A 25,546-nucleotide genomic window follows, 5' to 3' on the forward strand; every position below is an offset into this window, starting at 1 on the left:
ATTAATTTGATGGCTTCAGCTTTAAATTCTGTGGTGTAAGTCTTGTGTTTCTTGCTCATGGTAAACTCCTGATGAGTGTGTTTAGTTTACCAAGTTAAAACCTCCTGTTTTTTCAGCACACATCAAACCTATCTATATTATGTTTCCACTATTGATCCTGTTATCAATATTTCACGTGTTCAGTACCGCGTGAAAACGGGTGGACATGGTGTGCCAGAACAAAAAATTCGCGAACGTTATTATCGAAGTATGGATCTGTTAATGCAGGCGGTAGAAGCAACGGATCGTAGTTATTTATTTGATAACTCTGCCGATGGACAGCATGCTTCTTTCATTGCGGAAATTGAACAAGCTGAAATTTTAAAGATGAATTCAGGTATTCAGCGTTTACCTTGGTGGTTTGTAGATAAGGTGCTCAAAGAGTTTGAGCCAAATTAATATCAACTGAACGTAATAAAAAACAAAATAACAGGATGAACCTATGCAAAATAACGACTATGAATTACAACAACATTCAAACTCATCTCCATTAGATCAAACTCATCTTGATCAAGCCATTGAGCAGCAAGCTGAACAAGAACAGCAAAAAAATAATACATCATCTGATCCTTTATCTTCTCTAGATTTGACTGACTTAGCTGAAATTGGTTCGAATATTATAGAATTGGGTTCAGATGCTTTAACATGGGTGAGCGATGCACTCAGCGATATCAGTATTGATCTATAAATTATCTATTATTTCAATTAACTTCATAATAAACAGCCTTTATTGAAAAATCTCCGAGGAAATATTTCGTGATTTTTCAAGTTTATAAATTAATTCTAAATAAAACTAATCAAACACTCTTGAAGCGTTAAATTTTTCAATCAGGAAAAGGCAAGTCAGAACGAATATTTCGGTTGGAGAGCTTGCATCTTTTTTTAAATAACATATTATAAAAACATATATTGTTTTTATGGCTGATGAATATGCATCCATTTCTAACCGCTTTTCTCGGCGGGACCTTATTGGGCCTAGCCGCAGTTGGCTACCTATACGTACATGGTCGAATCGCCGGTATCAGTGGTTTAATTGCGCAAATGTTGAATCCTCAAACGATTTTAAAAACACCTGCGATATGGTTTTTAGCGGGACTTTTTATTGTGCCTTTTATCTACGGGAAAATGACCTCTGTGACAATTGAACTGGATGCAAGCCCATGGATGATGATCATTGCCGGGGTATTGGTTGGATTCGGAACGAGATTAGGTTCAGGTTGTACTAGCGGTCATGGCATTTGCGGTATTAGTCGTCTTTCTAAGCGTTCATTCTTTGCAACTGCTAGTTTTATGTTGGCTGGGATTATCACAGTTTATGTAATGAGACATGTAATCGGAGCTTAATGATGAAAAATATATTGGCTTTTATTTTTGGTGGAATTTTCTCATTAGGTTTAATGATTTCGGGCATGTCTAATCCAGAAAAGGTCTTAAGTTTCCTTGATATTACAGGGCAGTGGGATGCGAGTTTAGCTTTTGTGATGATGGGAGCCATTGCAGTTGCATTTATTCCATTTCAAATGGCCGTTCGTCAATCAAAACCGACAACCTTTGATAGGAAGGCGATTGAATTACCGAGTAATAATCAAATTGATGCAAAACTCGTCATGGGGAGTGTTATCTTTGGAATAGGTTGGGGGATTGCTGGGATTTGTCCTGCGCCAGCCTTTACTTTGATCGGTCTTGGTTATTATCAAGCGATTTATTTTGTTATAGCGATGTTTGCAGGCGTCTATCTACATCGTAAAATTTCGGGAGCAAAGTAATGTCAAATCGTGCACAGGTACAACATTTTTTTGATGAAAATACCAATACATTTAGTTATGTGGTATCTGATCCGCAAACAAATCGATGTGCGATTATAGACAGTGTATTGGATTATGATGCTGCTTCCGCAACTACTCAAACTAAGCATGCAGATTTGATTATTCGTTATATCCAAGAAAATAGCCTAAGCGTAGAATGGATTTTAGAAACGCATGTGCACGCAGATCACTTAACGGCATCACAATATTTAAAACAGGTTCTTGGTGGCAAAATTGCGATGAGCCATAACATCAAGATTGTGCAGGAAACATTCAGCGCCATTTATAATTTTGATGTGAAATATTTTAATTCACATCAGTCTTTTGATTATTTATTTGCAGATCATGAAGCATTTAAAATCGGCGAGTTAAATGCGTATAACATTCCAACGCCTGGACACACACCTGCTTGTCTGAGCTATGTGGTTGGTGATGATGCTGTTTTTGTTGGTGATACCTTATTTATGCCTGATTATGGCACAGCACGCTGTGATTTTCCCAAGGGCAGTGCAGCAGTATTATTCGATTCAGTACAAAAGATTTATCAGTTAGCACCTGAAATGCGCTTGTTTTTATGCCATGACTATTTACCAGAAAATCGGTCAGAATACTGCTGTGAAAGCAGTGTACATGCACAAAAGGAGCAGAATATTCATATTCACGTTGGTACGAAAAAAGAAGATTTTGTCACAATGCGAACTCAGCGTGATGCAAATTTGGCTATGCCAAAACTGATTTTACCTGCAATACAAATCAATATGGATGCAGGTAAATTTCCAAAACCAGAAGGGAATGGTATTCGTTATTTAAAAATTCCTTTTAATCACTTTAAATCTGCAAATTAAAGACAAAAATGCTTTAGGTTGAATGTAGCTCGCTATTTCATTTTATTAAATAGCCTAAGCAAATTAAATAGTTGTTACATAAAATAGCCTAAGTTTGATTAATAAATTTTAACGGTCATTTGATTTCATTCCATCAACTAGGCATCATAATGTCAATTTAATATAGTATTCAGAAATGATCCTAAATTACGAATATCATCAAAAATTAGAAGGCGAAACGCATCCACTAGTCTTTATTCACGGTTTATTTGGCAGCCTGAGCAACTTAGGGATGCTTGCCAGAGCTTTTCAAAATTCACATTCAGTGATTCAGCTCGATTTACGAAATCATGGTAAATCACCTCAAAGTACAGAAATGAATTATCGTGAAATGGCAAACGATGTACTTGAGACATTAGATGTAATTGGCATCGATAAGTTTTCAGTGATTGGCCATTCCATGGGAGGAAAGGTCGCAATGCAATTGGCTTTAATCTCAGAGCGGGTAGTGCAACTTGTTGTACTGGATATCGCGCCCTTTGCATATCAAGAACGTCATCATGATGAAATATTTAAAGCTTTGATCGCTGTACAAAATGCACAAATTCAATCTAGACAACAAGCGGTTGAAATTATGCGTGAGTATATTCATTTCGATATGGTGATACAGTTTCTGCTCAAGTCTTTTAGCAAAGGACAATGGTTGTTTAATGTAGATGCGTTGTATAAACAATATGACCAGATTATTGGTTGGGAAAATATTGAAAATACTTGGCAACAGCCTGTATTGTTCATCAAAGGTGGAGAGTCACCTTATATTTCAAAAGTGGAACATACCAATACGATAGAACAACAATTTCCAAATGCGAAAATTGTAGAGATAGAAGGCGCAGGCCATTGGTTACATGCAGAAAAAACAACTGAAGTAATAGAGCAAATACAAAATTATCTAGAATAATACAATGTGCCTTCAATTATATTTTGAAGGCACAACATCGAAATATTACTCAATTGAAATATTATTGGCTTGAAGCTGACCTTCAGAGGTGAGTAGTGCCGCCATCTCTGCAGTTTTTTTCAGGCCTGGCATACGATATTCTGTATGGCCATAATCTTGAATGGATTTCCAGCGTCCGCCCCATGTTAAACCGACAGACTCAGCGGCTTGACCGTAAAGTTGATAACCACGCATAGCCCAAGGGTCTCGTTCAGTAATGACCACTTTTCCATTGCGTTTAAAGGCGACATCGGCTGCTAAACCAAACTGATGATAACTTTGGAAGCCACGCGCACGAGTGGTATTTTTATTGGTGGCTAAATTATTTTGACGTTCTGGACTACGATAACCTTCAAGCAAAATCATTTCATAGCCATGTTGTTCACGCATGATTTTGAACACCATCAATAAACGCTGCTTATAACGAGGGTTCATTTTATGCCATTTACGATCTGCTGAAGGCACATCCGTAGAGTATGAATGCGTATGGATATCTTGAACTTCTGGATTAAAGCTTGAGGCCATAACAGATGGCTGCTCAATCATTGCAGCTTCTTCTGCAATTGCTTCTTGAACAAGATATTCTTCAACCTCAGGAGGCGCATCTAAAACCTGTCCATCAAGCATGGCGTAAATTTGTGGGTCGACTTTACGCAAATAATCAGCTTCCACTTTACTTGCAGTAATCGGGCGAGTAAAAGCAAATAATAAAATACTGGCAAACAGTAAGAAGCCTGCAAATAAAATCCACCATTGTTGTAAATGCCAGTGTGATTGAATTTGTTGTGGTGCTGCTGCATAGTTCAGTTCATAAGCAAAATTTTTGGCGTGCTGAATTCTTTTTTTACTTTGTGGAATGATTTGAAAGAAAAAATCCTGAACTTTAACTCTGAGTTCATAAGAAAAGCAAAGCACTGTCACCAGTGCTAAGACAAAGAAACAACTAACCAAAAAAATGATCATGGAGAAACTGTAGCGCTCACAGTCGCATTGGCAGTGCTTGTTGCAGCAACCACTTTTGGACGTTTGGTTTCAGAAATTTGCGTTCCGCCCATCGGTTCTTCGAAGTGCTCATCTTCTTTCACTACTTTCGTAGATGGCTCTGTAGGCTTGGTCACCTTGGCCGTTGTTGGCGAAGCTTTTGGTTTCGCTATAGTATTTGGAATATGTGATTTAACGGTTGTTGTAGCAGCTACAACAGGGCGCTGCGGTTGGGTAATTTCAAAAGGTGAACGGTTATTCGCCACAGCTTGAACAGGCTGAGTTGCCTTAGCCGTGTTACCATGATTGAAAGCAGTAGCTAAATCATTCGAATATAAGTCATTATCCGGATCTTTTTCTTCAGTTGCATGAACGGTTTGCTGCGCTTTTTCAGCTGAAGCTTGCTCATTTTCGTTTTGACGAGGTACAGCGGATGCCTCAGTTTCAGCTTTATCTTCAGTTGGGGCAGAAGTAGTCATTTCTGCATTTGTAGGCTGATCGTCAGAATTTAGATAAAAATATCCCAGGCCAACAACAATAATCACCGCTGCACCAACAAGAAAGCCGATAGCAGCATGAGCTAAAGGCGGTAAATTATTTTTTTGAGTCGACTGTAAAATTCTAACGTTATTCGATTTTTCGTTTGCCATGGTGTCTAAGTCTTATGGTAAATGAATGGTGATATAAGCCTGTTCCGATGGGGCAGTTATGACGTTTTGATATTGTGATAACGCCTGATTATTTTGGCTAGATAACATATATCTCAGTCCACCAAATGCTAATACAGCAAACAAAGCCCAAAAGATAATGATCCAAAAAAATGGTAATTCACGGTGAATAATGTTTTTAATTTGATCCGGTAATGCCGCGAAAGGCGAAAACGCCTTTTTACCTTTCATATAATCAATTTCATCGCCGACACGTGCAACGAGTGAATTGAGCATTTCAATCGATTCAAGGCGGTATTTACCATGAAAACCAAGGAGCATGCAGTAATGATAAACTTCAAGTGCAGCTAATCGATCTTTATTTTTAGAACGAATTTGCTCTAAATTTTCAAAAAAACGATAACCTGCTAGCTGTGAACCAAAAAGACTTAATTGCAGTGGATTCATCATCCAATTGTTTTGTAAATCAAAAAAGCGTGCATCTTGTTGGGTGACAATGGTTTCATCTAATAAAGCACAATAGGCATATTTTGCGTCCGTGATATCTTCATTGCTGAATTGAAGCTTACGGGCTTGGCTTTCAAATCGGTTTAATAGATCCATAATTTTTGTCCTGAAACTTTCAGGGCTGGATGGAACATATTGATTTTTGAGTAAGAAAACAATGTAAAACCCATCATGCAGTAGATCAACTAAATTGGTTGAACTGTTGATTGTCGGTTCAGCACTTGGTTTTGAAGAGCCTAATCCTATTTGACCGTCGTCAAAAAGTGAAGGGGCATTATTTGAAATATTCATGATTGCTCCTTAACCATTCATCACAGCAATAAGTTCAATCGAGATATCTTGGAAGCCAGCTGGTATGTAAACGCAGATGGATTCAGAATCAAGCATACGTTGATACAAATCATTATTTGGCTCAACTTCAAAATAACTCACACCTGAACGTACCGGAATTGCTGTTGGCACTTGCATCATATGTTGCAATGGCACAGCCGGTAATGCCGCCATGACTCGCTGTTCAACATCGACAGTATTGCCGACTTTAAAGCGCAGCGGTACATAAGAAATAATGTCATGTGTAGGCATCACGCTACTTGAAACAGCTAAATACAGGCGAGAATCACGAGTAATTTTATCACTTTCAAGACTGCCCACCCAGTAGGATTGACGGGTTTCTTTCAAGTTAATACTGATATATCGATTTGAAATAATCGTATCGAGCAACTCACGTAAAATCACATCTAATTGAGTAAAACTTTCTTGCAAATTATGATGTTGATACTGTGGAAGCTGATCTACTTCGTAAGCTGTCGAGAAGGTGAGCAAGGAACCTGTCAGACGCAATAATTCAAAATACAAACGTTCAGGATGAATCAGTGGATATTGCAATAAATGATTTAAGGTCGCATGCGCAGTATTTAGCGCATTAACCAACCAAAATGACACGATATCACCTGAACGGAATTCAATTAACTTTTGTTCGTTTTCACGATTATTCGATTGAATGGTTTTAATTTTAGCTTTGATAATATTGAGCGTTCGTTTAAGCCCAGTAATCAGCGAATCACACGAACTAATATGTAATATTGGTGGGATAAATTGATAATCTAAAACAAAATTACCAGAGCTTTGGCGCTTGATGCGGCCTATTGGCATATAAAGAAAACCATCAAGATTGTGCTGTGGTTCTTGGCCTAATTCAAAGATTTTGAACTCTGCACGGCGGCGTAATAAGGTAATTTCAGCAGCCGTTGCATCTGTAAACAAATCATGAGTTTCAGTCAAATGTGAATGATAGCGACTCGATTGGGTATTTTCTTCAAAATTGACGTTTCGTTTATTTGGTTGAACGATTGGTAATGCTAAATAAATTTGCATTTCACCGCGTAAATTTAATGAATCAAGTAGTACAGGCTCAGGTAATAAGTCTTGTGCAGGTGCTTGATAAATCTCGCCATCTTGCCAAATCATTTCAACTTTATTCAAAGCTAATGTGTTGGTACTGAGTTGCGATTCATCAAAAATTAAACTTTGAATACCATAAGCGAACGGTATCGTTGCGCGAACCGTATGGTTTAAACGCTGTTCATGATAAGCATCTTGTAATTGAAAGTGTTGTGGGCGTAAAAATAATCCTTCACCCCATAAAATTTTTTCTGCTTTAAACATTGTTTTTACCAGTCGCTATTCGATTCATTACTTTGTTGCTGAACACCTAACATTTCTTGTACAGCTTCAAGAGGGTTTTCATCCTTAATCACATGAGTTAACCATTCATGCAGTGGCATTTGTGACCATTTAATGGTTTTTTGCAGCATATAACTGACAGGGCTATGCGGCTCATTCACTTGGAAATAGTCAGCAATATCTTGCAAGACTTTCATGGCTTGTTCACGGTTTTCAAGATGATTTTGCACTTGAGGTTTAAATTGCTGTGTATGCTGTTGTTGTATTATTTGCATATCATTCTGCACGGAATTTACAGTGGAAAGTGTCGGGCTTTCAATTGGAGAATTTGATTGAACAGGTTCAGCACTTGATGAATTGATAAAAGCATCTGCTTTATAGATTTTTTTCAAGCTCAAGTGAATCATTTCGATTTGAGAGTCAATACCAGCAAAGCTTGGCGCATCTAACCCCATCAAACCATCAAGAGTCGTTTTTAAGTTTTCCCAATGATTTAAAATATCTAAAAACTGTTGGTAATACTGGTATTGAATTGATTTTGACGTATTGAACAAGGCATGTTCAAACTGTTCCATACCATTAAACGACTCTTCTTGATCATCATCTTCATGGTTAGATTTACGTCTTTGGTTTTGAACATGCAGCAGTCGATCATAGTCGGACAGGGAATACGCTGCCGTACCATGAACGATTGAAACTGATTTAATTAATGTTGGGATTTGATTAATTATCCCTTGTAATAGACCTAGACGTTGATCAAGGTCATCATCCTCAATTTCAGGATGAAGCTGCAGCCAAAAGTCTTGCAAACTTTTTTGTGTAAGTTCAATCCCTTTGGCAATCCCTTCAAAACCATGAATGTGAGTCCACGCTTCAAGCAACCAACCATATAAGCGAATATCTTTAGTTTGTTCGCGAAGTAGATCTGACGATTTTTGGTGCACAAAGCCCCAATCTGCCTGTTTAGGTTCTGCGATCCAGTCGCCTTGATCCAAGAGCGGGTCATCTTGTGTTTTAGCTTTTTTAATTGCATGAAAATCATTTGAAAATGAAAAATCATGACCGCAAGGTAAATCATCCGTAATCGGTTGCAATAAAGCGTCGAGCTCTAAACTCATATTCTACATCGTTCCTAACTTATGCTTCTAAGGTTTTGGTCTTTTTGCTGCTGCGTTTTTTCGCAGGTTTACTTTTAGGATCTAAAACATAAATAATTTCATCGTCTTTGACATCGATTTCAATGATCGATGGAATCTTTTGCTCGCTCATTGCCATGAGTAATTCAGTGGCTAAAGCAGGCAAGACCGTCGCATTTAAAATGTTATCGACATTACGCGCACCACTATCGACCTCAGTACAGCGACTTAATAATAATTCGACTAAATCGTCGGTATAACGTGTTTGCGTACCATATTGTTTTTCAATACGCGCGGTAATTTTGCCTAATTTATGCTGAATAATGCGTACGAGCAGATCATCGTGTAAAGGAAAATACGGCACAATACGCATACGACCTAAAAATGCCGGCTTAAATTGTTTATATAAAGCTGGTTTTAATACATCTAAAAGTTCTTCTGCTGACGGCCATTCTTCTACTGGCTGATTTAAACAGGCCTGCATAATGGCACTAGAGCCTGCATTTGAAGTCAATAAGATCGTAGTATTTTTAAAGTCAATGACACGACCTTCGCCATCTTCCAAAGTACCTTTATCGAATACTTGGTAGAATAGCTCTTGAACATCGCTGTGTGCTTTTTCAATCTCATCGAGTAAAACCACACTATATGGGTTACGGCGAACTGCTTCGGTTAATACGCCGCCTTGGCCATAACCGACATAGCCCGGAGGAGCGCCTTTTAAAGACGAGACGGTATGTGCTTCTTGATACTCAGACATGTTAATGGTGATTAAATGTGACTCACCACCATATAACTCGTTTGCTAACGCGAGTGCAGTTTCGGTTTTACCCACACCACTTGGGCCAACCAGCATGAAAACGCCTTGAGGTTTATTTGGATCTTCCAATTTTGCCTTAGAGGTTTTAATGCCTTGTACCAGTTGATGCAGTGCATAATCTTGACCCATCACACGTTGTTCTAACTGTGCTTCAAGCTTCAAAATTTGCTGAATTTCATCATTCACCATTTTACCAACTGGGATACCGGTCCAGTCTGAAATGATTTCATTAATAATTTGGGCATTTACACGTTCAAAAACCAGCGGCGTTTGACCTTGTAAAGTTGCCAGTTGGTTACGAATATTGCTTAAAGTTTCAATATTTTCTGGTTTTTGCTCGGACTCTTGTTCAAGCGTTTTAATTTGTTGAACAAACTCGAGTTCTTTTTTCCACTGCGTTTCAGTCGACTGAATATCTTGTTCCAGCGTAGATATTTGTGTTTTTACATTTTCAATGCGTTCGTGGTGAATCGGAATATTCTTATGTTCATTTTCAAGAATTGCTAATTCAAGCTTCAAATTATGTAATTGAGCTTGAAGTTGATCCAATTTTACAGGTTGTGCATTTTGAGTTAACGCAACACGCGCAGAAGCCGTATCTAAGACACTAATCGCTTTATCAGGCAATTGACGGCCAGTGATATAACGGTGCGAAACATGGACTGCAGTAACGATAGCTTCATCGTCAATTTGTAAATTGAAATGTTTTGCCATCACGGGAATCATGGCACGCAGCATATCGATTGCGACTTCTTCAGTCGGTTCTTCAACCTGAATTACTTGGAAGCGTCGGCTTAATGCGGCATCTTTTTCAAAATACTGCTTATATTCAGCCCATGTGGTTGCGGCAATGGTTCTTAACTCACCACGTGCAAGCGCCGGTTTTAACAGGTTTGCTGCATCATTTTGACCTGCTTGACCACCCGCACCAATCAACGTGTGTGCTTCATCAATAAATAAAATGATTGGATGTGCAGAGGCTTGAACTTCATGAATAACTTGTTTTAAGCGATTTTCGAATTCACCTTTAACACTGGCACCCGCTTGTAGTAAGCCCATATCTAAAGTATGAATGCTGACATTTTTTAAAGCATCTGGAACTTGGTTGGTTGCAATTTTTAATGCCAGACCTTCAACAACGGCTGTTTTACCAACACCAGGCTCACCCGTTAAAATCGGATTGTTTTGACGACGACGCATCAAAATATCGAGCATTAAGCGGATTTCAAACTCACGACCAATCACAGGATCAATGCCACCATTTTTAGCTTTTTCAGTAAGATTAATGGTGTATTGGTCTAGAGCTGGTGTTTTAACTGGCGTAGTTGCATTCGTTTGTGCTGCTGATTTTTCATCAAGTGTTGCAGTTGCTAAATCTTCATTTTCAATGCTTTTTAGGCAAAGATCTAAAAATTTATGTTTAATCGTATCGATAGGTAATAAATCGAATAGAGAAGAAGCTCTTGCTGCAATTTGGTATAAATCTGGCGCGGTAAGGAGCGCAACAAGTAAATGACCACTACGAATTTGTGGATCTTGTTCAGCAGATGCTAATAACCAAGCTTGTTCAAGTAAGCGCACAATGGATTGGGCAAAAATAGGAGTGCGCGTATTTCCTTTTGGAAGTTGAGCGATACTTTCTTTGAGGTCATCTGCCAAACCGTCTGCAGAAACTTTGTATTTTTCTAAGAGTATTTGAAGGTCATTTTTATTGTTATAGGTTAATAATTCGAGTAAAAAATGTTCAATTTCGATTTCATAATTTTGCTGTGAAATACATGTATTGGCTGACTTTTCGAGTGAAATGCGGGCGTGAGGTGAAAGTTTAGTAATTAAAACTTTTAAATTATTCATAAATAACTCATCAAATTTAGAATCCACAGTACGAAATTTTACAAGTTTGACTGTGATCTCTTTTTTCTTGCTATAAAAATAAAAACTTTAAAATCAACACCTTATATATTATTAGTGTCTTGCTTTAGGCGATATAATACAGACTAAATAAAAAAAGGAAAAAGATTTTTTTATAAAATGAAACAAAAAAAAACAAATCGTCGACAAACTTTGGAGTATTTGGCACATTTTTGTATTGACTCTATGTGCTTATTTTTTGTTAAATCTGCAGCATATTTTTAATTTTGATAAATGAAGAGAAAACCCACGGGAAAATAAGTGGTGATTTCTCCACATAAATTAAGTTTTAGCACGTAGAAATACAGAGGCAATTTTGAATAAATTTAGTGTTTTATTACCTATAATTTTAGCAGCCAGTTTAACACAAACCGTTTTTGCAAAAGATAAAGCGGCATCTGTGAAAAAATCCTGTTTAAAGGATTATCCACTGGCAGTAGGTGATACAGATCCAGAGATTATTGGTTTTTATAATCAGTTATGTGACAAAAAAAATAAGAAAAATGAGAACTTAAAAAATGAAATCTTTGTAGATATTGCCAAAAAATATCAAGCCAATGGTTACAATTTAAAAGCATTGCAAGCGGTCAATCTGCTGCGAGAAAAGAACTATCAGTCGCCTGAACTTACTGATGTCACTTTTTTAGCAGGTATCGCTATTTCTTATAATGCGCTGAATCATATGCGGAGTAATGAAAATCGTACTCTAGATGAACAGACCTATTCTCCTGCCAAAGTGTTGTCGGATAATATTCGTTATATTCAGCCGACGATTGATAAATCTACGTCTGCTGCAGCAGATGTTCGTGAAAAAAGTACAGAATCTTCGAGCAATGTGAAATCTAAACAGACAACACCAGCTAAAAAACGAACCAATACAGCGTCTACCAAGCCTAAACAAACGACTACAGCTGCAAGCAAAAAGAAAACCACCACGACAGCAAAACCGCAGACTACAGCGAAAAAACCTGCTACTGGTGGTTCACCTTTCGATACATTGAAGAATAAATAACAAGGAAAAGCACTCATGGCAAAACGTGAAAGTGTACAGAAAAAACTTCAACGAATTCGTCCTCCTCGTGTTCAATTGACTTACGATGTTGAAGTTGGCGACGGTAAAGAAATTAAAGAATTACCATTCGTTGTAGGGGTGTTAGGTGATTTCTCAGCGGCATCTGAAGTAGAGAAAACCAAATTAAAAGACAAGAAATTCATTAATGTTGATTTAGATAATATTGATGAGGTAATGGAGTCTTTAGCGCCACGTGCTAATTTTCAAGTTGAGAATACCTTGACTGAAGACGGTGGAAAAATGTCGGTAGATCTTACATTTAAGAGCATGGCCGATTTCACTCCAGAGCAAGTTGTACAACAGGTTGATCCATTACAAAAGTTAGTTGCTGCACGTGAGCGTCTGTCTGACTTGCGTAATAAAATTTCAAATAATGAACGCTTAGAAGATTTACTGGATGAAGTGTTACATAACACTGATCAAATTCGTAAGTTGAGCGTGGAGGCAGAAAATGAGTAATTTTAATACTGCAACTGCTGCAAACCTTGAAGCAACCGAAGAATATTCACTTTTAGATTCAATTGTCGAACAAAGTCGTATCGCGCGTACAGATCAAGAACATGATCGTGCAAAAAGTTTGATTGGTGAACTTGCCAAAGAAGTCATGGCAGGTACCATCACCGTTTCGGACAATATGACTTTATCAATTGATAAGCGTATTGCTGAAATTGATGCGTTGATTTCATCTCAGTTAAGTAAAATCATGCACCATGCTGAATTTCAAAAAATTGAATCGACATGGCGTGGTTTGTATTATTTCTGCCAAGAAACACCTTCAAACTCTTTAACAAAAATTCGTATGTTAAATACGACGAAAAAAGAATTGATTAAAGATTTCCAAGGTGCGACCGATTTTGACCAAAGCACATTGTTCAAAAAAATCTATGAAGAAGAATATGGATCATTCGGTGGTGCACCTTATGCAACACTGATTGGTGATTTTGAGTTTGACCGTACACCTTCTGATATGTATTTGCTTGAGCAAATTTCACATGTCGCGGCGGCTGCACACGCACCGTTTATTTCGGCTGCAAGCCCAAATATGTTGGGACTAGAGTCTTTTACTGATATTGATCGTCCGCGTGATGTATCTAAAATCTTTGAAACAGCAGAATATGTACAATGGCGTTCATTCCGTGAAAGTGACGATGCACGTTATGTTGCGTTGACAATGCCACGTGTATTGGGTCGTTTGCCATATGATCCAAAAGAAGGCATTGCCACTGAAGGATTTAACTTCGTTGAAGAAGTTTCAGGTGAAAATCATAATGAATATTTATGGATGAACGCGGCTTATGCCTTTGGTACGCGTTTAACCAATGCTTTTGATATGCATGGTTGGTGTGCTGCGATTCGTGGTGTAGAAGGTGGTGGTTTAGTTGAAGGCTTGCCTGTCCATACGTTCAAAACCAATGATGGCGAAGTGGTCTTTAAATGTCCAACTGAAATTGCCATTACTGACCGTCGTGAAAAAGAACTGAGTGACCTTGGTTTTATTCCGTTGGTACACTGCAAAAATACGGATTATGCAGCATTTTTCGGTGCGCAATCGACGCAAAAACCTAAAAAATATGATAGCGATACAGCAAATGCCAACTCTGCATTGTCTAGCCAGATCCAATACATCATGGCAGTTTCACGTATTGCACATTATTTAAAAGCAATGATGCGTGACAAAGTGGGTAGTTTTGCATCAGCGGGTAATGTTGAGACCTTCTTAAATGAATGGTTATCGCAATATGTATTACTTGATGATGGTGCATCTCAAGAAGCTAAAGCTCAGTATCCATTGCGTGAAGCTTCTGTAAAAGTTGTAGAAAATCCAGCTTTGCCTGGTCACTACAAATCTGTGGTTTTCTTAAGACCACATTTCCAGTTGGATGAGTTGTCTGTTTCATTACGACTTGTGACCGAGTTACCTCAGTCCTCAAATTAATTTGGGTCAACACTATAATAACTTTAAATAAATAGGTATTCAGAACAATGAAAGATATATACATTCAATTTCGTGGTAAGTACAAAGTAGACGGCGAATCTCGTGATGCAGAGCACAAGAGTTGGTTAGAAGTAAACTCTTGGACGCATAACATCCGTCAACCTAAATCTGCGACTTCTTCAAGCGTGGGTGGTCACACTGCAGAACGTGTAGAACATTCTGATATGGTTTTTGTTAAAGATTTAGACGCGACAAGCCCTAAACTTTGGGAAGCATGTTCAGCAGGTTATACATTTGATGAAGTTCAAATTGATTTCTACCGTGCGAATGGCGATAAACGTATTAAATATCTTCAAATCAAACTGAAACATGTGTTGGTTTCTAGTGTGACTCCAACTGTAAATGATGAAGGTGTTCCGCACGAATCATTTGGTTTGAAATATGCTGCAGTAGAGTGGACATATAACCAACAAGATATTAACGGTACTGCGAAAGGTGCTGTTACTAAGAAGTGGTCATTATCTAACAACACTGCTTCATACGCAGCGTAATAGATGGATTCAGATAGAGGCTAACTTGGGTAGCCTCTATTTTCATTTTTTTAAATATTTATAAGAAGATATGAATCTCGATCAGCTTTATCCTTACGGTTTTAGAACGACATTATTTGACCGCTTATTACCAGCAGATGCTCAGCAGACTCAAGGTCTGTCTTTGCAAGAACTTCGTGAATCTGTTGCTTCCGATTTAGAGGATCTTCTCAATAGTCGGGTGGCAAAGTTAGATGAACTGATTGATGACTTTCCATTAGCAAAAAAGTCTATTTTGCAATTTGGCATTATCGATTTTGTGGGCTTATCGACAGCAAATCCATCGGATCGCGACAAAATTTGCCAGTCAATTGAGCAATCGATTGCTGCACATGAACCGCGTTTAAAACAGATTCGAGTCGAAATGCTCATGGATGGCCATAATATGGGGGCACTATGTTTAAGTATTCAGGCATATTTAAATATTCATCCTTTATACGAACCAGTTATTTTTGATGCCTTATTAAAACCAACAACACAACAATATGTTATTTCTCCAAGAGCTTAATGAAGTGGGTTATCTGTGATTGAAGAGCTGTTACCGTATTACGAAAAACAACTACAGGAATTTGGACAACAATCCCGTGAGTTTGCCAGTAAATACCCCAAAATCGCCCAGCGTTTGTCTTTAAACCAAGAACAAATAGATGACCCGCATATTGAGCGTTTAATTCAAGCCTTTTCTTTAATTTCTGCACGGATTGATAAAAAACTTGCAGATAGTTATGACGTTTTTACTCGATCAATTTTTGAGGTGATGTTTCCTCAATATTTAAAACCATTTCCTGCATGTTCTGTGGTGAGCTTCGAAGATATAAATAAAATTAAGCAATTAACAGATCGACACGTTATTCCAAAGGCGACCAGTCTAAAAGCCAAAAGTACGCGTGGTGTTCAATGTGAATATCAGACGGTACAAGAAGTCACTTTATTACCGATTCAATTAAAACAGCTCAATTTCAAAACTCATCCATCGGCACATATGCATTTAAATCAAAATGCCACATTGAGCTTAGGATTTGAAATTTTTTCGAATAAGCACGATTTACTCAAAAATGAAACTTTGCCGATATTTTTAGACGCTATTTCTAATTTTCCTTTACAGGTTTTAGATAGTATTTTTAAATCGACTACGAGTTTTTCGATTCGTGTGGGGCAGCACATTTTTGATATTGCCAATCCATTTGAAATTATGGGCTTTGATGAAATTCAAAGTGTTCTACCTATCGATCAACATACGCATCATGCATATCGTTTATTGATGGAATATTTTTGTGTTCCTGAAAAATTCAATTTTTTAAATCTAAATTTAGATTTCATTAAGTTTTTAAGTTTAGAACATAGTGAATTTGATGTTCAAATGCACTTTAAACTCAATTTAAATGATCAAGCAGCGATTCGAAATTATTCAGAATTAAATGCGGCAAATTTTAAATTGTTTGCTACACCAATTGTTAATCTTTTCAATAAACAAGCAGAGCCGCAAAAGATTAATCATAAGCGAATGGAATATCCATTGGTGACAGACGCACATCATCCTGAATATTTTCAAGCCTATAGCATTTTAAAAATGAACATGGTGCGTGAAAAAAGTAACCAAGATGAAGTGTATTATCCTGTACTGCCTTTTTTTGCAATGAGTCATTATCATCAAGATAAAATTCAGTTTTTTTATAGTTTAAATCCGCAGCAGATGAAGAATAAACATCAGGAATTAAACTATTCAATCATATCTCGTGCTTTAGATCCGCATAGCACTCAGTCTGATTTTATTAGTACGGAACTACTATGTAGTAATCGTGAGTTACCTTACGAAAGTTATAATAAAGATCAGAATGCATTAACACTGAATGATAGTAATTTGGCACGTCGTGCTCTGATGCTCAAACGTCCGTCGATTCCATATTATTTTGAACAAAATAAACAAGAACAGTGGCGAGTGATTTCACATTTATCTTTGAATAATATGTCTTTAATGAAAGGCGATGCGGTCTCTCATATTAAAGAACTTTTGGAATTGTATAATTTACCTAAATCAAAAGAAAACCAAATTATTATCGACTCCATAAAAAATATTCAGTTTTCTACCACGCAGAAACTTGTGGATAGTAAACCATTTCCATTATTTGTCAGAGGCTTAAAAGTACAGCTCGATATCGATGCGGATATATTTAGAGGGCATAGCCTGTATATATTTAGTCAATTGCTAGCCCATATCTTTAATTTAAAAGTCAATATGAACAGCTTTGTCGATGTCTCGGTTTTTGATGCAAATAGTCAACAGGAGTTATACCAATGCGTGCAGAACGTTGGTGGCAAGAAAGCTCTGTAATTGACGGACTTTTCCAAGAACCGAAAGCCTACGAGTTTGTTCAAGCCACTCGTTTGTTAAGACATGCACCTTATGGAGCAGCTCAAGTCCATTGGGCAAATGACTTTGAGTTTAATAGTTCACTTAATCTGAACTTCCCGAATACTGAAATTGAAAGTTTAGAGTTCAATGATGAAAAAGTTGAACTGACAAATTTAATGGTGGGTTTAACGGGTATTCAAGGTGCATTACCTTATAGTTATACCAATAAGATTAAGCTCAGCGGGCGACATCAGCGACACGAAACACAAAAGTTTTTAGGGCTGTTTAATCATAAATTAACAGCACATTATGTTGATGCCAGTTTAAATTATCATTTACCTATTCGTTATGAAATCGAGCAGGATAATCACTATCTTGATATTTTACATGCATTAAATGGTTATATCCGTAGCCAGCATGATCAGCCTGATTTAGATGATTATTTTGCAGAGTTTTCAGGTTTAATGCAGGGACAAAACAATACAGCGTATGCATTAAAAACCATGCTGAACTGTATCTTTAAGCAGAATTTTGATATTCGAGAATTTATCCCTGAAACTTTTGTATTTGAAGAAGATCAGAGAACATGTTTAGGTGGATCTCAGCCGAGTTTATTGGGACTAAATACATTTTGTGGTGAAAAGATTCAACAGATTGACGAAAAAATTGAAATCGTGATTGGACCTTTAAATCATGAAGATTATTTAACATTTTTACCGAATCAGTCACGCAGCTTAAAATTAAAACAAATGATTCAAACTTGGTGCAGTCCAACATTAATGGTGGATGTGCGCTTAATTTTACAAAAAGAAGAAATAAAACCGGTGTGTTTAAATTCTTTGAGCGGAATTGGTTTAGCTCAGGGAGCATTTTTACAGCCGAATAAACAGGTCGATAATACAGAAACCTGTTATGCCTTAATGGGGAATTTATAATAATGCTGAAATTAATAATTGGTACCTTTAGTACGCTTTTTGTTTTGTGTACTGCTTTCGTGATTTTTTACTGGCGAGATACAGGCTATGACCCGACAGCTTTTGATCTGGTCACCTATTTTCTACTTCTTCCTGTCGCTTTATGTGCAATTATTTTGTCGCCTTATTTGATTTATAAGGGCATTCAACATCAAAAAGAAAAAAAACTTGAAGCTGAAAAACGTGCAGAAGAACAAGCTGAGCAACAACAACTTGATGCCATTGAACAAGCAAAACCGAAGCCTATTGATGTACAGCAATTTCGTTTAAATGTTTATTCTTCAGCGGCTTGGCATAGTTTTGGTGAAAATGAACAAATCATCCAAGATATTCAACAATTTAAAAGTCCTGAACTCGATGATAAATTATTCAATGCATACGGTTTGCCTGTTCTTTCATTTCGAATCAAAGATTTAGATGAACTCACTAATGAAGAAGCAGATGATGAATATAGTGCCATCACCATGCGTGAAAAACGAATCCAGTCACTTATTCAGCAACAACTAGAGCAACACGTTGAAAGTCTATTTTTAATTGCTGAGCATCTGAAGCAATCAGCACTCTTTTATGATAGTGAATTGGCATATCAGTACCGTATGCATCCGGGTTGGGTGGATCCAGATTATACGCAAGATGAATATCCAGAACATTTGGCGAACAATGCACAGCAAGTTTCACGTTTAAATCGTTTAAATGTCCATATTTTGCTTGCTGATAATTTGATTCATCAATGGAATGATGATTATGCCCAGATTATTCAGCAGTATCTTTCTGACGGATTTTCGATCATTCCCGAACAAATTCATATCGAGCCACATTTTATCGGCACTCAAGTCGCTTATTCAGAATGGTTAAGCATTTTAGAGATGATTTCAAAACAAAAGTTTGAAGTCAGTTTGATTCTGAATGCTGACTCTGAAATCGACCAAGAATGGATTGATGAAAAGATGTGGTTACAAGAAAAATACATTGCTGCAGAGTTTGCATCGAGTTGGTGTTTGGCTGCTTCAGACGTTCAAGTTCGAGGTTTAACTCCAAATAAAGTGCTACAAGTGGTGGCACATGAGCCTGAGTTGAAACGTCATTTAGAGCTTAAAGCACTGAATAATTTAGATCAGTATGATCAAGAACAACCCTTTTTATTGATGTTAGATGATGCAACGGATATGAAAGTGGTGAAAAAATTACAGTATAAATTTAATGAAACCGCGATTGAAACCTATCATTTTTTATATACAAAACAGAATCTTGGAAATACCCAGCAATTGGCAAAAATTTTTGGATTCATGTTGGGTATGCACTTGCCAGAAGAGTTAACTGCCATGATTTATAGCACAGACCAAGAATCGACATTTGCTTTTATTCAAGCATTTTCAGTAGAAGATGAACTTGAACAAGAAACTGTTTAATTAGAATTAAGACGAAATTGAGAACATTGTGAACACACTATTTTATACGATCCTCGGTTATGTTTGGCAGTACGTCACCAATCCTAAAGCGATGGTGGCTTTGTCATTTTTTGTGGCCATTGTGGCTATGCATAATTCGATTCCGCAAAAGACTTTTTACATTGTGGTTGCTGTTTATATTCTCGGATTAATTCTGTGGGGTATTTATGAATTAGTGCAGCATTATCGTCATAAACAGCAAGGCGAAGAGCTTGCTGAGGCGATTGCCAAAGATAATGAAGCTGAATACGGTAAACAAAAGAATAAAGAAGAACTTGCGCTGATCAATCAGCAAATGAAAGACTCGATTCAACTTATCCGTAAATCAAAACTTGGCGATAAAAAGGGTAATGCAGCGCTATATGAATTACCTTGGTACATGGTGATTGGTAACCCAGCAGCGGGTAAAAGTTCAGCGATTTATAATTCTGGTCTTAGATTTCCATTTGAAGAAACTCATCAGAAAATGGTGTCGGCAGGTTTAAGTGGTACTCGTAACTGCGATTGGTTTTTCTCTACAGATGGTGTGTTACTCGATACCGCAGGTCGATATTCAGTTTATGCCGAAGACCATTCTGAATGGTTAGGCTTTTTAAATATTCTAAAGAAAAACCGTTCTAAAGCGCCGATTAACGGTTTAATCGTAATTGTTTCTGTGGCTGAGCTTGTCAGTCAAAGCCCTGAAAAATCAATCAAATTAGCCAAAAACTTACGCGCACGTATACAGGATTTGACTGAACGTTTAGAAATTTTTGCGCCAGTGTATATCGTTTTTTCAAAAATGGATTTGATTGTCGGCTTTACTGAATTTTTTGATTGTTATGATAAGGATGAATTTGATCAAGTTTGGGGTGCAACACTGCCTTATGATCCAGACTCATCCGAACATGCTGTTGAGATGTTCGAAAAGCATTATTCAATTTTATACGATGGTTTGAAGAGCGTCAGTACAACGCACTTGAGTCGTCGTCATTCGCAAAATATTTCTCCAAGTGTAATGACATTTCCGCTTGAGTTTAAAAGTTTAAAGCCAGTGTTAAAAACGTTTATTGGTACGTTGTTTCAAGACAACCCTTATCAGTTTAAACCGGTATTCCGTGGTTTCTATTTCACCAGTGCGTTGCAAGAAGGTGTGATTGAAAGTCCAATGACCGAACAAATTGCTGAAGATTTTCATTTGGTGAAAAGTACGGATAGTGAGTTTGGCATTCCGACAAATTCTGTTTCGCAAGATCATGGTTATTTCTTAAAAGGACTCTTTTCAACCGTCATTTTAAAAGATAAAAATCTGGTTAAACAACATATCAATCCTGCACGTAAGCGTCAGCGTTTTATGGCATTTATTGCTGCATTATTATTGGTTGCTGTGGTGCTTGGATTATGGGTTTGGTCGTATCGTAATAACCAACAACTCGTGGCTGAAGTTCAGGCAGACCTAGACAAAGTTGTACAAATGGAAAGCCGTAGCGGAAGTGAGCTTTCGACTCAATTGGATGCATTGCTGATATTACAAGGGCATTTACAGCAGCTCGATCATTTTGATGAAGATCGTCCTTTGAAATATAGCTTTGGTTTATACCAAGGGAATAAAATTCGTGAAAAACTCAAAGTTGAGTATTTACGAGGTATTCAACAAATTGTATTGGCACCATCTCAGCAAAATATGGCGCAGTACTTACAGCGCGTTAAAGCCAATGAAGCGACGTTGAAAGAAAATCACGTCAATGTGCAAATCACTCAAGCTGTGAAATCAAATCAGCCCTATTTAGAACCATCGGATACTAATCCTCAGGATGCCTACAATGCACTGAAGGCGTATTTGATGATGAGCAATCATAAATATATGGAATCGAGCCATTTGAGTGACCAAGTTACTCGTTTCTGGCGTTCATGGTTAGATTCAAATCGTGGTCAAATGCCACGTGGGGAAATGATTCAAAAAGCAGAACAAGTTTTATCTTATGCGATGACTTTAGCTGCTGATCCTGCGTTCCCGCAAATGGAATCTGATCCTTTATTGGTTGATCAAACACGTCAATTATTGACGGCTGTTACCATGGGTATTCCTGCACGCGACCGCGTTTATAATGAAATTAAAATGCGTGGTTCGGTACGTTTCCCTGCAGTAACTGTGAAGCAAATTTTAGGTGAAACAGGCCAAAATAGCATGTTGGGTAGTTATGCCTTGCCGGGTATCTTTACTTACCAAGCTTGGAATGATTATGTAAAAGATGCAATTAACCAAGCTGCGAATAATCCGACGGATACTCAAGATTGGGTACTCAATACCAATCGCTCTGATGACCTGACGTTTAGTGGTAGTCCAGACCAGATCAGTAAACAGTTAACCGAACTTTATAAGCAGGAATATATCGCTGAATGGCGTAAATTCTTAAATGCAGTACATTATGGCAAGGGTGCTGATGTTGCTCAGCAGTCACGTTTTATCGATATTTTAGGTGAACCTGAAAATTCGCCAATTCGTAAAGTGGTCGACCGTATAGCGAAAGAAACCAGCTGGGATAATCCAATTGTTCAAGCAGAACTGGCTGCACCTCAGAAAGGCTTTATTGCGTGGTTTAAACGTAAAGTTCTCAGCCGTGATGATGCGCAGCAGGCACAGCAAGTTGCTTCTAAAGCCGGTCAAGGTGTTATCGCAAAAGAGTTTGATGTGTTCTATCAACTGGTTCGTAAACGTGATGATCAGCAAAACAAATCTATTTTAGATGAATACATGTTGTCTTTGAGTCAAGTGCGCAGTAAGTTCAATGACTTGAAGAGTGGCGGTGATATGGGGCCTGCAAGCATGACATTGGTGAAACAAACCATCAATGATCAAAGCTCTGTCTTTAATAGCACGCAAAAATTTGTGGATGAAAAAATGTCTGTGGGTCTGAATGAATTAGATCAGCAGTTGATTCAAAAACTCTTTATGCAGCCAGTGACCCAGTCATTTGAAGTATTACTGATCCCAGCTCAAAACGAAATTAATAAGTTGTGGGCAATGCAGGCGTATCAACCTTTTACAACCAATCTTGCACCTAAATATCCATTTAACAGTAATGCCACTTTACAAGCGACCAGTAATGAAATTAGCCAAATTTTTGGTGAAAACGGAAGTATCGCGCGCTTTGTAAAAGAATATTTAGATCCATTGGTGATTCGTCGTGGCTATACCTTAACCACGAAAACATGGAAAGATTTGGGTATTGGTTTAAATCCACAATTTGTGGCAAATTTCCAACGCTATGTAGCGCCAAGTAATGGCGTTGCTACAGGGGAATTGAGTCAAGCAGCACCTGCAGCAACTAATCAATCGAACTTCCAGTTCTTCCCATTAGAAAATACGCAGTTACTCTCATATACCATTGATATTGATGGTCAACGTATGGTGTATGAAAACGGTGTTCAGCAATGGGTGAACTTCGTTTGGCCAAATAAAGGGGCAATTCCGGGTGCACGTATTACCGCGATTGACTTGGATGGTCAAACGCATACGATTTTTGATGAGCCGGGTGAATATGGTATTAACCGATTGGTTGAAGGCGCTCAGCGTACACAAAATGGTAATTCATTTGAAATGGTATGGCGTAGCAAACAAAATCCAAAAGTGTTTGTAAAAGTGAACTTCCGTTTAATCAGTGGTAACGCATCTGGCCCAACTACAGGTTCAGGCTATTCAGGTATGACTCTCGTTGATCAAGTGGTGACGAATAAAGGTGTTCGTGTCGTCGCAGCGCAAACGATGCCTGCAGGACAAGCGCCTGTAGCGCCGCCCGCGACTTCACCGATGAGTGTTGTACAAGGAACAGCAACACCATGATGATGAATTTAAAAATAGGAGCGGGAGCGCTGGCATTCGTGCAAAAGAACAAGGAGTGTGACGATGTATGAAGTGAGAACAACACCGCTGTATTATGGAAAATGTCCAGCTCGTGGTGACTTCTTAAAGAGCCGTGAACAATATTCACTGATCCAGTTAATTGATCAGTGGATCACGGAGGCGCTTGAATTCGCTATGCGTTCAGACAATTTTAATGCAGCGTATAACTCACTGCCTTCATTAGATTTCTTTATTGCCAGTCCAAAAGATAAGCGTTTTTTGGTTGCCAATTTGATTAGTAGTGAAGACAGTTCAAAGCGTCAATTTCCAATGGTGCTGGCTCATTTGCTAGAAATTGATGATCCTTTCGATAATATTTTGTATGCACCATATCGTTATAAACAGACCTTAATTGACTTATATCAGCGTAACCGAGTGATGCGTTCAATTCGCGATCCCGATATTTTGCTCGATAAATTAGGTAAATTGAATAACGAAATCCAAGTGTTCGGAACAGAGGAAACCTCTTCTTTTTATGAGCACCATACGTTGCATTCATTTGCACGTTTATTGAATTTTACGCCTTATCAGTTGGCGCAAAGCATGATTGGTCTCGGTTTGCTGCTACAACCGATTATTCATCAGGGTACGTCTCGGTTGAATAAAGTGTTGATCTTACCGATCAATAATATTAGTTACTGCTATGAAATTGCGGCTTTTTGGGTCAACCTGATTAGTCGTTTTGTCGAAAACCAAGATGCTGAGTTACTCATTGGCATCCTACACAGTGATTCACCTGTTTTACTATTTGGTTTTCAAGGTGCTGATATTACTGCACTCAATGATGTTTTTACCCAAAATATGCAAAGTGATCATTGGGTTTCCTTGATTGATGCCAGTTGGATTGATCCTTATCTTGAACAAAATGCAGGCTTAGCCGTATTGGAACAGTCTTTGAGTGAGCGTCAGATCAGCCTTATTCATGGCATTAAACTTTTTAGACAGACTTTTATAGAAGAATAATGATGCAAAGAATCTTACCAATGTTGCCCAAATTTCTTGCGAGTGTGTGCATTTTAGGTTGTTCGACTTTGCTTTGGGCAGAGCCTATTGTGATTGAAGGCGCTGTACCGAATGAAGCAACCAAGCAAGAAATATTAAATAAAGCCTATTTGACCTATGGTCAGGCAAATGTGGTTGATAAAATTCAGGTTCGAGCGGTTACTGCACCCAATGGTTGGAGCAATAGCGTAAGCCAAATGATTAATGATGACTTAAAAAAAGTAAAACAGGGAAAACTCTCTGTTCGCGGAACGCAAGTCGATTTAAGTGGCAAGATGTCGAATCAAAACGATATCCAACCCACGACCACCAAGTTTCAGTCTTTGGTCACAGCACCTTTTCGTTTCAATGCACAGCTTTCTGTCAATCAGGCTGAACAGGCAATTATTAATGCGGCTTTACGTAATCGTATTATTGAATTTGAATCGGGCAGTGCTATTTTAGCGCCATCTGGGGTACAGATCTTAGATGAAATGGTTATCGCACTGAATCGCGTCGGTGGGAAAAAAGTACGAATTATTGGTCACACAGACAGCTCAGGGAATCCTGAGAAAAACTTAAGTTTAAGCCAAGATCGTGCTAATGCAGTTAAAAACTACCTGATTTCAAAAAATATTGCGGCGGCGAACTTAAGTACTGAAGGGATGGGCTCAAATAAGCCTGTAGCAGACAATGCTACGCCTGAAGGTCGTAAGAAAAACCGTCGTATTGAGTTTGAAGTGCTGTAACTATTTCAACTTAACTACAACGGCTAATGCGTCGAACCCAGTGTATCTAGACTGGGTTTTTTTTATGCCAATTGATTCAGTCAATTATTTGATAACTGAAATCGACATTTTTTAAAGCAACAGAGCGGAAACAAAATAGGAACATATTTTGAATTGGGATGATGCTATTAATTTTTGCATTATATACCA

At 37.9% G+C, this 25,546-nt stretch carries 22 protein-coding genes and 1 pseudogene; 17 read left to right on the forward strand and 6 right to left on the reverse strand.

The features are described 5' to 3' along the window. Window positions 1-123: 123 nt before the first annotated feature. From FTU37_RS11625 to FTU37_RS11650, 6 genes and pseudogenes are all read left to right on the forward strand, one after another. A pseudogene (locus FTU37_RS11625) lies at window positions 124-438 on the forward strand (zeta toxin); the annotation flags it as partial. Between the two features lie 43 nt (window positions 439-481). After that, window positions 482-727, forward strand: coding sequence for a hypothetical protein (locus FTU37_RS11630; RefSeq protein ID WP_168379491.1), 246 nt, complete (start codon window positions 482-484; stop codon window positions 725-727). A gap of 242 nt (window positions 728-969) precedes the next feature. Further along, complete coding sequence (locus FTU37_RS11635) at window positions 970-1,383, forward strand: YeeE/YedE family protein (protein WP_168379490.1); 414 nt, start codon at window positions 970-972, stop codon at window positions 1,381-1,383. Between the two features lie 2 nt (window positions 1,384-1,385). Next, on the forward strand, window positions 1,386-1,805 hold the full coding sequence (locus FTU37_RS11640) for a DUF6691 family protein (protein ID WP_168379500.1): 420 nt from the start codon (window positions 1,386-1,388) through the stop codon (window positions 1,803-1,805). Next, window positions 1,805-2,689 (forward strand): MBL fold metallo-hydrolase, encoded by an 885-nt coding sequence (locus tag FTU37_RS11645; RefSeq protein WP_168379489.1) that lies wholly within the window; start codon window positions 1,805-1,807, stop codon window positions 2,687-2,689. Before FTU37_RS11640 ends, FTU37_RS11645 begins: the two co-directional genes overlap by 1 nt. 175 nt (window positions 2,690-2,864) lie before the next feature. Beyond that, window positions 2,865-3,626: an alpha/beta fold hydrolase gene (locus FTU37_RS11650; protein WP_168379488.1), complete on the forward strand. Its 762-nt coding sequence runs from the start codon at window positions 2,865-2,867 to the stop codon at window positions 3,624-3,626. 45 nt (window positions 3,627-3,671) lie between these two features. On the opposite strand, the gene FTU37_RS11655 is transcribed toward FTU37_RS11650, so the two are convergent. Genes FTU37_RS11655 through tssH form a run of 6 tightly spaced genes read right to left on the reverse strand, consistent with a single transcriptional unit; the run spans window position 3,672 to window position 11,314 of the window. Further along, on the reverse strand, window positions 3,672-4,628 hold the full coding sequence (locus tag FTU37_RS11655) for a M15 family metallopeptidase (protein ID WP_168379487.1): 957 nt from the start codon (window positions 4,626-4,628) through the stop codon (window positions 3,672-3,674). Then, window positions 4,625-5,296 carry a hypothetical protein gene (locus FTU37_RS11660; protein ID WP_168379486.1) on the reverse strand — a complete coding sequence of 224 codons (672 nt, stop codon included), beginning with the start codon at window positions 5,294-5,296 and terminating at the stop codon, window positions 4,625-4,627. The genes FTU37_RS11655 and FTU37_RS11660 overlap by 4 nt, the downstream gene beginning before the upstream one ends. Before the next feature lie 12 nt (window positions 5,297-5,308). After that, window positions 5,309-6,112 (reverse strand): type IVB secretion system protein IcmH/DotU, encoded by an 804-nt coding sequence (gene icmH / locus FTU37_RS11665; RefSeq protein WP_168379485.1) that lies wholly within the window; start codon window positions 6,110-6,112, stop codon window positions 5,309-5,311. A 9-nt stretch (window positions 6,113-6,121) separates the two neighbouring features. Continuing rightward, window positions 6,122-7,486 carry a type VI secretion system baseplate subunit TssK gene (tssK, locus tag FTU37_RS11670; protein ID WP_168379484.1) on the reverse strand — a complete coding sequence of 455 codons (1,365 nt, stop codon included), beginning with the start codon at window positions 7,484-7,486 and terminating at the stop codon, window positions 6,122-6,124. 5 nt (window positions 7,487-7,491) lie between these two features. Beyond that, window positions 7,492-8,622 (reverse strand): type VI secretion system protein TssA, encoded by a 1,131-nt coding sequence (gene tssA / locus FTU37_RS11675; RefSeq protein WP_168379483.1) that lies wholly within the window; start codon window positions 8,620-8,622, stop codon window positions 7,492-7,494. 19 nt (window positions 8,623-8,641) lie between these two features. Then, window positions 8,642-11,314, reverse strand: coding sequence for a type VI secretion system ATPase TssH (tssH, locus tag FTU37_RS11680; RefSeq protein WP_168379482.1), 2,673 nt, complete (start codon window positions 11,312-11,314; stop codon window positions 8,642-8,644). A gap of 373 nt (window positions 11,315-11,687) precedes the next feature. On the opposite strand from tssH, the gene FTU37_RS11685 reads away from it, so the two are divergent. The 11 genes from FTU37_RS11685 (at window position 11,688) to FTU37_RS11735 (ending at window position 25,357) form a co-directional block, all read left to right on the forward strand. Further along, window positions 11,688-12,383: a hypothetical protein gene (locus FTU37_RS11685; RefSeq protein ID WP_168379481.1), complete on the forward strand. Its 696-nt coding sequence runs from the start codon at window positions 11,688-11,690 to the stop codon at window positions 12,381-12,383. 15 nt (window positions 12,384-12,398) lie between these two features. Further along, on the forward strand, window positions 12,399-12,902 hold the full coding sequence (gene tssB / locus FTU37_RS11690) for a type VI secretion system contractile sheath small subunit (RefSeq protein WP_078193364.1): 504 nt from the start codon (window positions 12,399-12,401) through the stop codon (window positions 12,900-12,902). Next, window positions 12,895-14,379: a type VI secretion system contractile sheath large subunit gene (tssC, locus tag FTU37_RS11695; protein ID WP_168379480.1), complete on the forward strand. Its 1,485-nt coding sequence runs from the start codon at window positions 12,895-12,897 to the stop codon at window positions 14,377-14,379. Before tssB ends, tssC begins: the two co-directional genes overlap by 8 nt. A 47-nt stretch (window positions 14,380-14,426) precedes the next feature. Further along, window positions 14,427-14,930, forward strand: a complete 504-nt coding sequence (locus FTU37_RS11700; RefSeq protein ID WP_078190771.1) for a type VI secretion system tube protein Hcp — start codon at window positions 14,427-14,429, stop codon at window positions 14,928-14,930. A gap of 70 nt (window positions 14,931-15,000) precedes the next feature. Next, window positions 15,001-15,477, forward strand: a complete 477-nt coding sequence (gene tssE / locus FTU37_RS11705) for a type VI secretion system baseplate subunit TssE (protein ID WP_078190770.1) — start codon at window positions 15,001-15,003, stop codon at window positions 15,475-15,477. Window positions 15,478-15,492: 15 nt separating this feature from the next. Further along, window positions 15,493-17,301: a type VI secretion system baseplate subunit TssF gene (gene tssF / locus FTU37_RS11710; RefSeq protein WP_180124389.1), complete on the forward strand. Its 1,809-nt coding sequence runs from the start codon at window positions 15,493-15,495 to the stop codon at window positions 17,299-17,301. Next, a complete protein-coding gene (gene tssG, locus FTU37_RS11715; RefSeq protein WP_168379478.1) occupies window positions 17,265-18,257 on the forward strand; it encodes a type VI secretion system baseplate subunit TssG in 993 nt (330 codons plus the stop codon). Before tssF ends, tssG begins: the two co-directional genes overlap by 37 nt. A gap of 2 nt (window positions 18,258-18,259) precedes the next feature. Beyond that, a complete protein-coding gene (locus FTU37_RS11720) occupies window positions 18,260-19,705 on the forward strand; it encodes a hypothetical protein (protein WP_180124390.1) in 1,446 nt (481 codons plus the stop codon). A 28-nt stretch (window positions 19,706-19,733) separates the two neighbouring features. After that, window positions 19,734-23,567: a type VI secretion system membrane subunit TssM gene (gene tssM / locus FTU37_RS11725; RefSeq protein ID WP_180124391.1), complete on the forward strand. Its 3,834-nt coding sequence runs from the start codon at window positions 19,734-19,736 to the stop codon at window positions 23,565-23,567. A 63-nt stretch (window positions 23,568-23,630) separates the two neighbouring features. Beyond that, window positions 23,631-24,590, forward strand: coding sequence for a type VI secretion system-associated protein TagF (gene tagF, locus FTU37_RS11730; RefSeq protein WP_168379476.1), 960 nt, complete (start codon window positions 23,631-23,633; stop codon window positions 24,588-24,590). Window positions 24,591-24,610: 20 nt separating this feature from the next. After that, a complete protein-coding gene (locus FTU37_RS11735) occupies window positions 24,611-25,357 on the forward strand; it encodes an OmpA family protein (protein ID WP_252725867.1) in 747 nt (248 codons plus the stop codon). Window positions 25,358-25,546 lie beyond the last annotated feature (189 nt).

This window comes from Acinetobacter sp. YH12097 (assembly GCF_013419225.1).
Taxonomy (GTDB): Bacteria; Pseudomonadota; Gammaproteobacteria; order Pseudomonadales; family Moraxellaceae; genus Acinetobacter; species Acinetobacter amyesii.